Here is a 14327-nt window from a genome sequence, read left to right on the forward strand (position 1 = left end):
AGCTGACATGACGCCGGTGCTCTACCTCAGCCACGGCGCGCCGCCGCTCGCCGACGACGCCACCTGGACCCGCCAGCTCGCCGGCTGGTCGGCGGACCTCGAGAAGCCGAAGGCGATCCTCGTCGTCTCGGCGCACTGGGAAGAGGCGCCGCTGACCCTAGGCGCCACCACCACGGTGCCGCTGGTCTACGACTTCTGGGGCTTCCCGGACCGCTACTACCAGGTGGAATACGCCGCGCCCGGCGCTCCCGCGCTGGCGGACAAGGTGCGCAAACTCCTGCGCTCGTCCCAGACGCCGGTCCACGACGCGCCCGACCGCGGCCTCGACCACGGCGCGTACGTCCCGCTCGTGGAGATGTACCCGGACGCCGACATCCCGGTGCTTCAGGTGTCGATGCCGTCGCTGGACCCGCGTGAGCTGTTCGACCTCGGCCGGAAGCTCGCGCCGCTGCGCGACGAAGGCGTGCTGATCATCGGCAGCGGTTTCTTCACCCACAACCTGAGCGCGATGCGCGAGACCGACGGCACCGACGGGACGCCGCCGTCGTGGTCGAGCGAATTCGACCACTGGGGTGCGGAAACCCTGCGCGAAGGCGACCTCGACGCGTTGCTGGACTTCCAGCACAAGGCCCCCGCCGCGGCCATCGCGCACCCCAGGATCGAGCACTTCGCCCCGCTGTTCGTGTCGCTCGGCGCGAGCTCGTCGGAGGGCAAGGGCGAGACCGTGATCGACGGCTACTGGCACGGCCTCGCCAAGCGTTCCCTCCAGTTCGGCTAGCGGGACCGCAGGACGCCGGCCCCCGCCACCAAACCGAGCGCCAGCAACGTGACCACCGCGAAGGAGATCGTCAACGACGTCAGGTCGGCGATCCCGCCGATGAGCGACGGCGCGACGAGACCCGACGAATAGGTGATGGTCGCGACGCCCGCGATCGACTGGCTCGGCGTCGGCCCGCTGCGTCCGGCCGCCGCGAAGGCGAGCGGTACGACGACGGAGACGCCGAGCCCGATCAGGGCGAAACCGGCCATCGCCATCACCGGATGGACGGCGAAGACGACCAGCAACCCACCGGCGGTCGCGAACACCCCGCCCGCGCGGACGGTCTTGACCGAGCCGAAGCGCCGCACCAGCGCGTCGCCCGAGAGCCGCGCGACCGCCATCGTGCAGGTGAACGCGGTGGTCGACGCGGCCGCGATGCCCGGCGAAGTGCCGAGGACGTCACGCAGGTAGACGGCGGACCAGTCGAGGCTCGCCCCCTCCGCGAAGACGGCGCAGAACGCGACGGCGCCGATGATCACGGCCGACTTCGGCGGCAACGCGAACCTCGGCGGAGGGTGCTCGTCGGGCGCGCTCCGCACGTCGAAAACGCCCTGACAGAGGAGTGCGCCGGCGACGGTGAGCACCGCCGACGCGATCACGAAGTGGATCCGGGCGTCCAATCCGGCGTGCGCGGCGAGTGTGCCCGCGGCCGAGCCGACGAGCGCGCCCGTGGTCCACATGCCGTGCAGTCCCGACATGACCGACTTGCCCATCTTCTCCTCGACGTCGACGCCGAGGGCGTTCATCAGCACGTCCGAGGTGCCGGCCGCGGTGCCCATGACGAACAGCGCTAGGCACAGGGTGAAGAGGTTTCCCGCCAGGGACGGGAGGATCAGCGCCAGCGTCCAGTACGCGAGCAGCAGCCGAAGCCCCAGCCTGCCGCCGAGCCGGTGCCCGATCCGCGCGGCGAGCGGCATGGTGAGCGAGGCACCGATCGCGGGGAAGGCGAGCGCGAGGCCGAGCTGGCCCGCGCTGATCCCCGCGTGTTCCTGGATCCACGGGATCCGGGTGGCGAAACTGCCGGTCACCGCGCCGTGCACGGCGAAGACGGCGGCGATGGCGACCCGCGCCTGCCGCACCCGCCGCGTCGGCCCGCCGACGGTTTCCACTGTGTTGGTCACTGGGCCCCCAAGGTCCATGAGACGACTCGACGGCCGTCAGCGTAAACTATCAGGAAGGGAACCTGATAATTAATTCTGGGAGGATCTGCCGGTGAGTGTCATCCGGACGCCGTCCGCCTCCCCGAGCACGGCGCGTGCCATCAACGACCGCCTCGCCCTCGACCTGCTCCACCGCGAGGGTTCGCTGACGGCCGCCCAGCTCAAGACGTTGACCGGGCTTTCCCGGCCGACGGTGGCGGACCTCGTCGAGCGGCTGCAGGACGCGGGCCTGATCGAAATCGTCGGCGAGGCGGGCGCGGACCGCCGCGGCCCGAACGCGAAGCTGTACGGCATCGTCGCCGAACGCGCGTACCTCGCGGGGCTCGACGTCCGCACCCACGGCCTCGCCGTTTCGGTCGCGGACCTGCTGGGCCGGACCCGGGCGGAGGCGTCGCTGCCGTTCGACCTGGACGTCGACACCGACGAGGCCGTCGAGCGGGCGATCGCCCTGCTGAAGACCACGACCGCCGAGGCGGGCGCGACCGCGCTGCACACGATCGCCGTCGGCGCCCCCGGTCTGGTCGACCCGGCGACCGGCGGGCTGCGGCACGCGGGGGGATTGCCCGCGTGGCACGGGAAACTCGTCGACGAACTCCGGCGGCGGCTGGGTGTCCCGGTGTTGCTGGAGAACGAGGTCAACCTCGCGGCCGCCGCCGAACAGCGGCTCGGCGCCGCCCGCGACCGGGACACGTTCGTCCTGCTGTGGCTGGGGTTCGGGGTCGGCGCGGCCGTCGTCCTCGACGGTTCGCTGCGGCGGGGCGCGTCGGGCGGCGCGGGGGAGATCGGGTTCCTGCCGATGCTGGGGCCAGGGCGGCTCCCGACCGCGACCGACTGCGACGGCGGCTTCCACACGCTGGCGGGCAGCGCCGCGCTGTGCGAACTGGCCCGCGAGCACGGCATCCCGGCGTCATCGGCCGACGACGCCGCCGCGGCCGAAGCGGCCATCGGGTACGCGATCGACTCGAACGCCGAGGAGTTCCTGGAGATCGTCGCGGAGCGGATCGCGATCGGCGCCGCCGCGGTCACCGCGGTGCTCGACCCGGGCTGTCTCGTCCTCGGCGGGGAGATCGGGCGGGCAGGCGGCGACGCGCTGGCGGCACGGGTGAGCCGACGCCTCTCGGAGATCTCGCCGCTGCGGACCGAGGTGCGGCCGGGGACCGTCGGCGGCGGCGCGGTGCTGGAGGGCGCGGTGCTGACCGCGATGGGCGCCGCGCAGGACGCGCTCTTCACCCCGAGGGGCTGAAACGGCGATCTCGCGTGATCAGACGGACGACACGCGTGATTGGAGAGCGAACACGCGTGATCGGGGGCGGAACACACAAAAGGAAGCGGGCCCGGGAGTGTCTCCCGGGCCCGCTTCGGTTCATTCAGTGGCGCTAGCCGACTGGCAGGTTCACATGGTGTGGAACTTCTTGCCGGTCAGGGTGCCGATGAAGCGCTGGAACATGCTCAGCGGCGACGAGTCGACGCCCGCCAGAGCCGGGACCTGCGCGGTCGGCATCGCCGGGGTGCTGTTCACCGCGGGCAGGGTGCCCGTGGTGGGCAGCTGCACCGGCAGCGCGCCCGCGGTCGGCAGGGCGCCGGCCGTGGGGAGCTGCACCGGCAGGTTGCCGGCGGTGGGCAGGGTGCCCGCGGTCGGGAGCTGCACCGGCAGGTTGCCCGCGGCGGGCAGCCCGTTGCTCAGCGCCGGGAGGGTCGGCAGCTGCGCGACCTTGGGGGCGTCCGCACGAGCGGCGTCACCGGGCAGACCCGGGGTCTTCGGCAGGGCCGGGACACCGGGCAGGGCCGGGGTGCCGGGCAGCTCGGGCAGGTCCGACTTCGGCAGCTGCGTCGGGATGGCACCCAGCTGCTTCAGCGCGGTCAGGCCGGCCACCTGCACCGGGAGGGTCGCCACCTGGGGACCGTCGGCGCGGGCGCCACCGATCTCCGGGGTGGTCGGCAGGGCGCCGGCACCGTTCAGCGACGGCACCGAACCGAACGGCAGCGCGGGCAGCGCGTCGATCGGCATCTCCGAACCGACCGAGTCGGTGAAGGCGCGGGTGTACTCCTCCTCGTTGATCACGGTGGAGTCGGTCGAGTTCTCGTCCGCGATCGCCAGGACCGGGATTTCGAGCTCGTTCAGCGGGATCACGAACACCAGCGGGTGGTGGAAGTTGAAGCCCGAGAGGGCCTCTCCGCTGCCGTCGGTGATGCTGTCGCCACCGGCCTGGCCGGTGATCATGCTCTCCGCGTCGGTCTCGGACACGCCACCGGCGGCCGCGATCGCGTCACCGAACACCTCGGGGTCGGCCGCGGCCGGGATGTCGAGGATGTTGCCCGAGAGGGATCCGTCGAGACCCGAGGTCTCCACGTCCCCACCCGAAAGGGCGTCGACGGTGTTGGAGCCTTCGGCGTCGGCCAGGCCGGCCGCCGCGACCGCGTCGTGGGTGACCGGCACGATCGGCAGCGCCTGCGCGCCGATGATGTTGCCCGAAACCGCGCCCTCGTCACCGGTGGTGGTGGCGTCGCCGCCCGCCTCCGAGAGGACGTCGCTGACGCTGTCGCCCTCGGCGATGCCCGCACCGGCGATGCCGTGCCCGGTCACCGGGACCGCGCCACCGATCGGCGTCTGGACGATGTTGCCGGCCAGTGCGCCTTCTTCACCGTTCGCGGTGGCGTCGCCGCCCGCGTTCGAGTCGGTGAGGTTCGTGCCCTTGCCCGACGCGATCCCGCCGAGCACCGCGGCGAAGTTGTGCGCCTGGACCGGCAGGGAGACCGGGCCGTAGACCAGGTTGCCCGAGCCCGCGCCACCGTCACCGGTCGCGTGGACGTCGTGTCCGGCGTTGGACGTGGTGTCGCCGTCGGCGCCACCGTGGCCCTGGCCGATGAACGCGCCACCGATCCCGAACGCCTGCACCGGCAGCGAAACCGGCACGGTGCCCAGGTTGGAGCTGAGGAAGCCGTTGTCGTCGGCGGTGTTCCCGCCGCCGCCACCGGAGACGACCTTGGTCTCGTCGGCGGTGCCGGTGCCCTGGCCGATGAACGAGCCGCCGACACCGAAGACCTCGGCCGGAACCGCGGCCGGGACCTGGACGATGTTGCCCGAGCCGGACGAGTCGTTGCCCGTGGTGCCGTCGTAGCCGCCGGCGGTCACGGTCTTGGTCTCGGTCGCCTCGGCGACGGCCTGACCGATGTGCGAGCCACCGACGCCGTAGACCTCGGGGGCCAGCGCGGCCTGGGTGTTGACGATGTTGCCCGCGAGGGTCGAGTCGTCACCCGTGGTGTGGCTGCCGTTGCCGGCGTTCGCGTCGACGGTGTTCTCGCACGAGGTCGAGGACACGTTGCCGATGTAGGTGCCCGCGATGCAGGTCACCTCGACGGGCGCGGCCACGGCCGGGTCGACGATGTTGCCGCCGCCCGCGGAGCCTTCGCCCTCGCTGCTGACGAACCCACCGGCGTCGACGACGCTCGAGTGGCTGGTGCCGCCGTCCTTGCCGGTGTTGGCGAGGCCGATCCAGCTGGCGGCCACGCCGCCGACGTTCGCGACGTCCGCGGTCTGCGGCACGATCGCGTTACCCGCGACGGCCGAGTCCTCGCCGGAGGTCTGCACGTAGCTGGGGACGTTGCTCCAGCCGGGGGTGGTGTCACCGGCGGTGGCGTCCGCCGAGGAGCTGCTGTTGGAGTTCGCGAGCGAACCCCACGCGGCGGCCGCGTTGTCGTTCACCTTCACCGGGAGGGCGATCGGCACCGCGCCGACGTTGCCGCCGAGGGCGGAGTCGTCACCGTCGGTCTCGACCCAGCCGCCGGAGGTGGCTTCGGTCTCGGCCTCGTAGCCGGAGCTGTTGGCGTTGCCGATGATCCAGGAGGCGGCGTTGCCGGTGACCTGGACCGGGGTGGCGAACTGGCCGGCCAGCACGTTGCCGGACAGGGCGGAGCCCTCGCCGTCGGTGGTGATGTTGCCGGTCTCGGTGGTGCTCTGGCTGGCGGAACCGCCGACCACGCGGCCGGTGCCGCCGGCGAGCCCGCCGCCGTTGCCGGCGATCTGCACGGGCAGCGCCCAGTCGAGGGACACGACGTTCCCGGCGAGGCTGGAGTCCTCACCGGTGGTCTCGATGTCCTGGTTGTGCGCCCAGGTCTGGTCGTGCGTGCCACCCTCGACCTCGGCGTCGCCGATCACGCCGATGGCGTTGTCGACGATCTGGATCGGGACGACGACGTCACCGACGACCTTGTTGCCCTTGAGGATGTCGTCCGTGGTGGTGAACCCACCGCCGGTCGGGCCGCCGGTGATCTGGCGGGCCGAGTCCTTCGCGGCCAGCGGCGCCGGGACCGCGGCGTTCTTGCCGGAAAGGCTGGGGAGCCCTCCACCGATACCGTCGGTGCTGCCGCCGGGCGACGAAGCCGAGTCCAGCGCGTCCGAGACGGGCTTGGTGACGGCCTTCGTGCTGATCTCGCCCTTGTAGCCGGGGAGGTCGGCCTGGCCCAGCGGCGTGCCGACGGCGTTGTTGTCGATCTCGACCGGAACGGTGACGTTCGCGTCGAGCGGGGAGGCCGGGGTGTCGGGGTTGACCTGTTCGTCAGCCGAAGCGATGCCGGTGCCCAGCATCAACAGCCCACCCGTGACCAACGCGGTCTGGAGTCCGCGCTTTGCCCAGGATTGCATGGGGTTGTTCTCCTTCATTTCGGGTTCCCTTTCGGGTCTGAGGAGGTGCCTTCGAAGCGGCACCAGAGGGGGGTGGAGCGAGTGCGGGCGCGACAAAGCGCACCGCCGTTTCGCGGGGATCAGGAGCGGACGCGAAGCCAAGCCCGGAATCGGGAGGCGTGAGGCGCGTCGGCTACCCCGCGGAGGGAGGTGTTCAGTCGGGAGTGACGCCGGGCTGCGAGCCCGGGGTGAGCGGCATGTACCGCGTGCCTGCCAGCGCGTAGCCGGTCAGGGAACGCTCGACGGCGGCGGCGACCCAGGCGGGAACGCCGTGGGTCAGGCCGTCGAGGTGACCACCGGGGGCGGAGCCGCCGGGGACAGTCGGGAAGGAAGGCGCGGCGGGAAGCGGCGCCGGGGTGATCGGACGCGGGAAGTCACCACGGTGACCGTCACGCACCGGAGCGTCCTCGACCTGATCGAAGGCATCGTGCGACTGCGCGAACGCCGGCATCGGGAGGACGGTCTCGGAGGAAGCGGGGAACTGCGTCGTCGCCAGCTGCGCGAAGTCGGTGATCTGCTCGCCGGCGCCGATGGTGTCCAGCGGGGAGCCGGGGTTCACCGGGGATTCGCCGACCGGGAGTTCCGGGACGAGGTCGCCGTGCTTGTTCGGGTCCAGGAGATCCCAGACATCGCGGCCGAAGTCGGGCGACGGGGCGAAGGTCTCGTCCAGCACCTGACGGGTGTCCTGCGGCTTGCGCACGATGTGCTCGACGGCGCCGAGGGTCCGCTTGACCGGGGTGACCACCGAAGTGTCCGCGAAGTCGGTGACCGCGTCGCTGACGCGGGTGGAGACCTCGTGCTGGTCGGCACGGAGGTCGCCGCAGTGGCGCTTCGCGGGAGCGGATCCGTTCTCACCCGGCATCGACCACGTGGTGGCGTCCTGGTGGCCTTCGCCGCACATCGCTCCGGCGACATCGCCTGCGAACTTCGAGGCGCCACCGGAAACGTCGGTCAATCCCGCCGCGGTGGCGTCGGTGACCGGGGTGACGCTGGTGTCCGGAGCGGAGACCACCGGGGCGATGTCCGCGGAAGCGGAAGCGCCGGAAACGGCCCACGCCGCGGCGGAACCGGCGACGGCACCACCGAGCACGAACAGCGCACGCGAAGCGAGACGGCCGAAGCGCACAGCGCCACGCCTCTCGTTCTTCGCCGCGTTCGTCACTCGGTCTCCTGTCGCTTCGATTCGTCGTTGCGGGACCGAGGTAAGCAAAGTGCGGAAGGCTTGCGCGAGTTTGAAAGGCCTTGATGGCACGATCGTGTGAAGAACACTCGGTGTAACCCGAAATCACGATCGGTGATCAAGGCTGGCGGAGCCCGGTTACTCCGGAGTCCATCCACCGACGATGTGTCAAGCGTCGCATCGGGCGAATTCGCCGCTCGCGCGTTGCCCGGAATGTTCAAGAAACGTCGCCTCGGACCGATACGGTGTCCGCGTGAGCGAGCCCCAGCGCAAACAGCCGGAATTCGACCCGGCGAACCCGTTCCTTTCGGAATCCACCGAGGACGTCACCAACCTCGTGCCCCGCGGCCTGCGGATCGGCGCGGCGTTGTCGTGGCGGTTCATCGTGGTGATCGCCGCGCTCTACGTGATCGTGTTCCTGATCGGCTATCTGTCGGTGGTCGTGATCCCGTTGTCGATCGCGCTGCTGCTCGCCGCGCTGCTCGCGCCGGCGGTCTCCAAGCTGACGGCGCTGAGATTCCCGCGCGGGCTGGCGGCCGGGATAGTGCTGATCGCGGGTCTCGCGGTGCTCGGCGGGCTGCTGACGTTCGTCGTCGCGCAGTTCTCCTCCGGCCTGCCGGAGCTGCAGAAGCAGTTGACGGAGAGCCTCAACCAGATCAAGGTCTGGCTCATCGACGGGCCGCTGCACCTGCGCCAGGAGCAGATCCAGGAGTTCATCAACCAGGCGATCAGCTTCCTGCAGAACAACCAGGCCTCGATCACCACCACCGCGCTCACCACCGCGGGCACGGTCGGCGAGATCGTCACCGGGTTCATCCTGACGCTGTTCATCCTCATCTTCTTCCTCTCCGGCGGCGACCAGATCTGGACGTTCCTCGTGCGCGGCGTGCCGGGCCGCGTACGGAACCGGGTCGACGTCGCGGGGCGGCGTGGCTTCGCGTCGCTGGTCAGCTACGTGCGCGCGACGGCGGCGGTGGCCGTGGTCGACGCGGTCGGTATCGGCATCGGCCTGGCGATCGTCGGCGTCCCGCTGGTGATCCCGCTGGCGACGCTGGTGTTCCTCGGCGCCTTCATCCCGATCATCGGCGCGGTGATCGCGGGCGCGGTCGCGGTGCTGATCGCGCTCGTGACGAAGGGCGTCGTCGGCGCGCTGATCGTGCTGGCCATCGTCATCGGGGTCATGCAGCTGGAGAGCCACGTGCTGCAGCCGATCCTGCTCGGCCGCGCGGTGAAGCTGCACCCGCTCGCCGTGGTGCTCGCGATCACCGCCGGTCTCGTCGCCGCCGGGATCGCCGGCGCGCTGCTTTCGGTGCCGCTGCTCGCGGTGCTCAACGCCGGTATCCGGTCGCTGCTGCACGAACACGATCCCGATCCGGCCGAGATCGACGTCCTGCGGGATCAGGCGGCGCAGCCGAACGATCCCGGGGAAGAGTCCGAAGCCAAGTCATGACCGAGCCCCCGCTCTGGCGCGCCGTTTCGGCGCTCGGCACGCGGGACCCGGCCACACCGCTGTGGCGCGGGGTGATCGTGCTTCGCGTGACGACGCTGCTCTTCGCGCTCGGCTCGTTCATCGTCCATTACGACGGCTACGCGAATAAGTGGCTCGCATGGACGTCGTTCGGCGTGATGACGCTGTGGACGGTGCTGAGCAGCGTGTTCTACGCGCGGCCGTCGAGCCGCTGGCCGTGGCTGGTCGGCGTCGATCTCGCGCTGACCGTCGTCCTCATGTTCACCTCGATGTGGATCCTGACCACCGCGCAGTTCGACGCCAACACCCCGCTCATCACCACGGTGTGGGCGGCGGTCCCGCCCGCGGCCGCCGGGACGCGCTTCGGCGCGCTCGGCGGGGTGCTCGCCGGGCTGGTGGTCTCGGTGGTCACCGGCCTGGTGCGCTGGCGGTTCGACGTCGACGTCGCGAGGGACGGCTTCCTGCTGACCGCGAGCGGGTTCGTCATCGGGCTCGCCGCGACCATGGCGCGCCGGTCGGCCGACGCGCTGACCAGGGCGTTGCGCATGGAGGCCGCGACGGCCGAACGGGAGCGGCTCGCCCGCTCGATCCACGACAGCGTCCTCCAGGTGCTCGCGCGCGTGCGCAAACGCGGCGCCGAATTCGGCGGGGAGGCCGCCGAGCTGGCGAAACTGGCCGGTGAGCAGGAGATCGCGCTGCGGGCGCTGGTCACCACCGAGCCGACGCATCCGAGCGAGAACGGGACCACCGACCTCCGGTCCGCGCTGCAGCTGCTCGCGACGCCGTCCGTGCAGGTCTCGACGCCCGCGGGCGAGGTCCAGCTGCCGGAGCACGTCACCGCGGAGCTGGTGGCCGTGGCGCGCGAGGCGCTGTCGAACGTCGAGAAGCACGCGGGCGAAGAGGCTCACGCCTGGGTGCTGCTGGAGGATCTCGGCACCGAGGTCGTGGTCAGCGTCCGCGACGACGGGCCGGGAATCGCGCCCGGTGTCCTGGAACGCGCGGCGGCCGAGGGACATCTAGGTATCGCGGAGTCCATCAAGGGGCGGGTGCGGGATCTGGGCGGGAGCGTCGCCCTGGACACCGCGCCCGGCCAGGGCACGGAATGGGAAGTCAAGGTTCCAGTGGCGGCGAGGGGGAAGCGATGACCGAAACGCCTCAGGTCTCGGTGATGGTGGTCGACGACCATCCGATGTGGCGGGACGGCGTCGCGCGCGACCTGGCCGAGCACGGCTTCGACGTGAAGGCCACCGCGCCGGACGCGCCCGCCGCGGTGCGGATCGCACGCACGGTCCGGCCGGACGTCGTGCTGATGGACCTCAACCTCGGCGAGACGTCGGGGGTCGACGCCACTCGCGAGATCACCGCGGAACTGCCGTCGACGAAGGTGCTCGTGCTGTCCGCGAGCGGCGAGCACAGCGACGTCCTCGAGGCGGTCAAGGCCGGGGCGTCGGGCTACCTGGTGAAATCGGCCTCGGCGAGCGAACTGGTGGACGCGGTCAAGCGGACCGCGGTGGGCGACCCGGTGTTCACCGCCGGGCTCGCCGGCCTCGTCCTCGGCGAGTACCGCCGCATGGCGGACGCGCCGGACGACGGGCCCGCGCCGCCGCGGCTGACCGAACGCGAGACCGACGTCCTGCGTCTGGTCGCGAAGGGGATGACGGCGCGGCAGATCGCCGAGAAACTCGTGCTCTCGCATCGGACGGTGGAGAACCACGTCCAGTCGACGTTGCGCAAACTCCAGCTGCACAACCGCGTCGAACTGGCCAGGTACGCCATCGAGCACGGGTTGGACGAGGAATAGTCACCCCTGGCCGATCGTCACCACCGAACGATTCCGTTCGGTGGGCAACGCGGTCTTGACGACCGTCCACTGTGGCCGGTCGAGCCGCCAGCTCGCGACGACGTCCGTGGCGAGCACCAGGCTGTCGTCCTCGGTCCATTCGACCGCGACCCGCTTGAGTTCGGTGGCGATCGGGTTCGAGGGCGCGTGTGTCCAGGTCAGCGTGTCGAGGGCGAGCACCCAGACGTCGGCGGTCTGCGTGGCCGTCCCGGCCCAGGCCGGGTCACCGAACAGCACGGCGACCTTGTAGCCGTCGCGGCTCGGCACCGCGGCGCCCGGCGTGCCGTTGGCCACCGGCCGCTTGACCGGCGTGCGCTGGTTGTTCCGCAGGTCGAGCACGGAGAACTCGGTCAGCTCGGCCAGCAGCATCCGGTCCTTGGTGATCGCGAGGACGCGGGGGAACTGGCGCACGGCGCGGCCGGTGGCGGGGTCGATCAGTACGTCCTCGGCGGTGGCCGTCCCGGTGTTGACCGTGATCAGCAGGCCCTGCGGCACCTCCTGGCGCACCGCCATCGTGCAGCTCGCCGGACGGCCGCGCCCACGCTCGACACCGAGCAGGGAGACGTATTGGAGGCGGCACAGGTCGTTGCCGTCGTCGCGGATCAGCCAGACGCCGCTCTCGTCGGCGGCGGGGGCGACACTGCGAGCCCTGCCGAGCTTCCACGGCTGGTTCTTAGGGTCGCCGTAGACGAGCACCTCGGACGGCTCCAGGCACGATGGCCCGCAGCGGCCCGCCGACAGCACGACCGGGAACTTGCCGACGCGGATGACGTCGTTGACCCGGTCACCGCCCGGAGCACCGGGCAGCGGCGTGGTGGCGCCGGTGGCGGGATCGAGCATCGACGGCGGTGAGGTCGCCATGACGAGCCGGAAACCGCTGTAGTCCACCGGTACGCCTTCGAGTTTCGACGGTGGCGGCGATGTCGGCTCCGGGACGGCTTCCGGCGGATTTGCTTCGACAGTGCATCCGGCCAGCAGCAGGACGGCCGCCAGCAGGGCGGCACAGGGGAGAAATGCGGGTCTGTTCAGGGTATTTCCCCGATCTCGCGCGTGAGAATCGGTTCTACCATTCCTGGCATGGGCGAGGAAGAGCAGCCGGCGACCGAAACCAAGCCGTTGACCGGACGGGACATCCGGGTCTCCGACGCGGAACGCGAGCACGTCGTCGAGGTCCTGCAGAAGGCGATCGGCCTCGGGATGCTGAACCTCGACGAGTTCACCGAACGGACCGACCGCGCCCTCGCCTCGAAGACCCGCGGTGAGCTGAACGCGGTGCTCACGGATCTGCCCGGCCTGGTGCATCCCGAAGCCGGAATGGTGCCCCGGCGGCAGCAGAACCCGTGGGCGCCGCCGCCTCAGCAGCCCGCCTACGCCTCGACGTCCGGTGTCATGGAGCTCAACGGCAAGTACTCGGCGTTGCAGCGCAACGGGAACTGGCTCGTCCCCGAGTCGATGGTGATCCGGAACAAGTACGGCGCCACGAAACTGGACTTCTCCCAGGCCGAGATCCGGTACCCCGTGGTGCACATCGAACTGCAGGCCAAATGGGGGCCGGTGGAGATCACCATCCCCGAGGACGGCGCCGTCGACACGAACTCGATCACCGACATCAAGTTCGGCAACCTCGACGACCGGACCCGCTCGAACGGCCGCCCCGGCACGCCCCGGTTCGTCATCACCGGGCGCGTGCACGGGGGGTCGCTGATCATCAAGTACCCGCGGCGGGGGTTCTTCGGCTAGATGTGGCGCAGGTGCCGGACCACGAAGAACGCGACCGCGGCCAGCACCAGCGCGGCCAGCGCGGACACCGCGTGCATCCCGCTGGCGAACGCGTCGTGCGCCGGGACGGCGTCGGCGAGCCGTGACCGGGTGACCGCGTTGCCCAGCGTCCCGACGGTCGCGATACCCAGCGCGTAGCCGAATTCGTTGCCGGTCTGCGAAAGCGAGGCCGCCGAACCGGCCTTCTCCGGCGGCACGGAGCCGACGACCAGATCCGTGCCCAGGGTGATCAGCGGTCCACCGCACAGGCAGGTGATGGCGAAGGCGATCGCCGGGACCACCGGGCCTGTTCCGGGCTCGACCTGTGTCAGCAGCAGGAACCCCGCGATCGCGCCGGCCAGCCCGGTGGCGATCAAGGTCGCGGGGCGGATACGACGGGCGAGGATCGGTGCGGCCAGGAAGCTGACGGTCGAGGCGAGCATGCCCGGCAGCAGCGCCAGCGCGGCGCCGACCGGGGAAAGCTCCAACACGATCTGGAAGAACTGTGCGACGAAGAGCATGGTCGTCCCACCCAGCATGGAGAACGCGCACATCCCGCCCAGCGCCGTCGTGAACGCACGGCCGCGGAACAACGTCAGGTCGATCAGCGGGTCCTGGAGGGTCCGCTGGCGCCGCACGAACACCACGCCGAAGCCGAGACCGATCAGGAGCGAGGCCACCGGGACCACGTGCACACCTTCGCGAGCGAGTTCCTTGATGCCGTAGACCGCGGGCAGGATCGTGACCAGGGAAAGCGCGACGCTCACGAGGTCGAGGCGGCCGGCGTTCTCGTTGCGGTACTCGGGCAGGAGCTTCGGGCCGACGACGAGCAGCAGGACCATCGCGGGGACGCCGAGCAGGAACACCGAACCCCACCAGAAGTGCTCCAGCAGCACGCCGCCGACCATCGGCCCGACGATCGCGCCGACGGTGAAGCAGCCTGCCCAGATGCCGATCGCGAGCGAACGCTGACGGCTGTCGGAGAACAGGTTGCTGATCAGGGCGAGCGTCGACGGCGCCAGCGTCGCACCGGCGATCCCGAGGATCGCGCGGGCGGCGATGAGCATCAGCGCGCTGGTCGAGAACGCGGCCAGCACGGAGGCCAGCCCGAACGCCGTGGCGCCGACGAGCAGCAGTTTCCGGCGGCCGATGCGGTCGCCGAGGGTGCCCATGGTGACCATGAACCCGGCGATCATGAAGCCGTAGACGTCCATGATCCACAGCTGCTGGGTGCTGTCGGCGCCGAGGCTCTGGCTGAGCTTCGGCAGCGCGAGGATCAGCACGAACACGTCGAGGGAGACCAGGAAGGTGGGCAGGGCCAGTACGGCCAGCCCGACCCATTCCCGGCGTCCTGCCCGCGTCGGGGTCATGGTGGTCGTCATGGTCCGGTCCTTTCGTCGCTTCGGTGTCTTTCACCTAG

Annotated in this window: 11 protein-coding genes; 6 read left to right on the forward strand and 5 right to left on the reverse strand. The window is 70.8% G+C overall.

Going from position 1 to position 14327, the window contains the following annotated elements; genetic code table 11:
- The first annotated feature begins 7 nt into the window (after positions 1 to 7).
- Positions 8 to 778, forward strand: a complete 771-nt coding sequence (locus AMK34_RS16460; RefSeq protein ID WP_038521960.1) for a dioxygenase family protein — start codon at positions 8 to 10, stop codon at positions 776 to 778.
- Here AMK34_RS16460 and AMK34_RS16465 read toward each other — a convergent pair.
- Entirely contained in the window at positions 775 to 1941 is a 1167-nt protein-coding gene (locus AMK34_RS16465; protein WP_037334098.1) for an MFS transporter, read from the reverse strand. The genes AMK34_RS16460 and AMK34_RS16465 overlap by 4 nt on opposite strands.
- Positions 1942 to 2032: 91 nt before the next feature.
- On the opposite strand from AMK34_RS16465, the gene AMK34_RS16470 reads away from it, so the two are divergent.
- On the forward strand, positions 2033 to 3223 hold the full coding sequence (locus AMK34_RS16470) for an ROK family transcriptional regulator (RefSeq protein ID WP_073845908.1): 1191 nt from the start codon (positions 2033 to 2035) through the stop codon (positions 3221 to 3223).
- A gap of 150 nt (positions 3224 to 3373) precedes the next feature.
- Here AMK34_RS16470 and AMK34_RS16475 read toward each other — a convergent pair whose 3' ends face one another.
- Positions 3374 to 6622, reverse strand: a complete 3249-nt coding sequence (locus AMK34_RS16475; RefSeq protein ID WP_083649917.1) for a beta strand repeat-containing protein — start codon at positions 6620 to 6622, stop codon at positions 3374 to 3376.
- 193 nt (positions 6623 to 6815) lie between these two features.
- Entirely contained in the window at positions 6816 to 7823 is a 1008-nt protein-coding gene (locus AMK34_RS16480; protein WP_073845910.1) for a hypothetical protein, read from the reverse strand.
- A gap of 271 nt (positions 7824 to 8094) precedes the next feature.
- Here AMK34_RS16480 and AMK34_RS16485 point away from each other — a divergent pair, with 271 nt between their 5' ends.
- The 3 genes from AMK34_RS16485 to AMK34_RS16495 are packed head-to-tail and all read left to right on the forward strand — an operon-like array spanning position 8095 to position 11110.
- Positions 8095 to 9291, forward strand: a complete 1197-nt coding sequence (locus tag AMK34_RS16485; RefSeq protein ID WP_038521967.1) for an AI-2E family transporter — start codon at positions 8095 to 8097, stop codon at positions 9289 to 9291.
- Positions 9288 to 10454, forward strand: coding sequence for a MacS family sensor histidine kinase (macS, locus tag AMK34_RS16490; RefSeq protein ID WP_073845911.1), 1167 nt, complete (start codon positions 9288 to 9290; stop codon positions 10452 to 10454). The genes AMK34_RS16485 and macS overlap by 4 nt, the downstream gene beginning before the upstream one ends.
- A complete protein-coding gene (locus AMK34_RS16495) occupies positions 10451 to 11110 on the forward strand; it encodes a response regulator (RefSeq protein ID WP_073845912.1) in 660 nt (219 codons plus the stop codon). The genes macS and AMK34_RS16495 overlap by 4 nt, the downstream gene beginning before the upstream one ends.
- On the opposite strand, the gene AMK34_RS16500 is transcribed toward AMK34_RS16495, so the two are convergent.
- Positions 11111 to 12037: a hypothetical protein gene (locus AMK34_RS16500; RefSeq protein WP_241832779.1), complete on the reverse strand. Its 927-nt coding sequence runs from the start codon at positions 12035 to 12037 to the stop codon at positions 11111 to 11113. It abuts the gene before it with no gap.
- 189 nt (positions 12038 to 12226) lie between these two features.
- Between AMK34_RS16500 and AMK34_RS16505 the strand changes: the two genes are divergently transcribed.
- Entirely contained in the window at positions 12227 to 12889 is a 663-nt protein-coding gene (locus tag AMK34_RS16505) for a DUF1707 SHOCT-like domain-containing protein (protein WP_038524885.1), read from the forward strand.
- On the opposite strand, the gene AMK34_RS16510 is transcribed toward AMK34_RS16505, so the two are convergent.
- Positions 12886 to 14289 carry an MFS transporter gene (locus AMK34_RS16510; RefSeq protein WP_073845913.1) on the reverse strand — a complete coding sequence of 468 codons (1404 nt, stop codon included), beginning with the start codon at positions 14287 to 14289 and terminating at the stop codon, positions 12886 to 12888. The two genes, AMK34_RS16505 and AMK34_RS16510, sit on opposite strands and share 4 nt — an antisense overlap.
- Positions 14290 to 14327 lie beyond the last annotated feature (38 nt).

The organism is Amycolatopsis sp. CB00013, from assembly GCF_001905755.1.
GTDB lineage: Bacteria > Actinomycetota > Actinomycetes > Mycobacteriales > Pseudonocardiaceae > Amycolatopsis > Amycolatopsis japonica.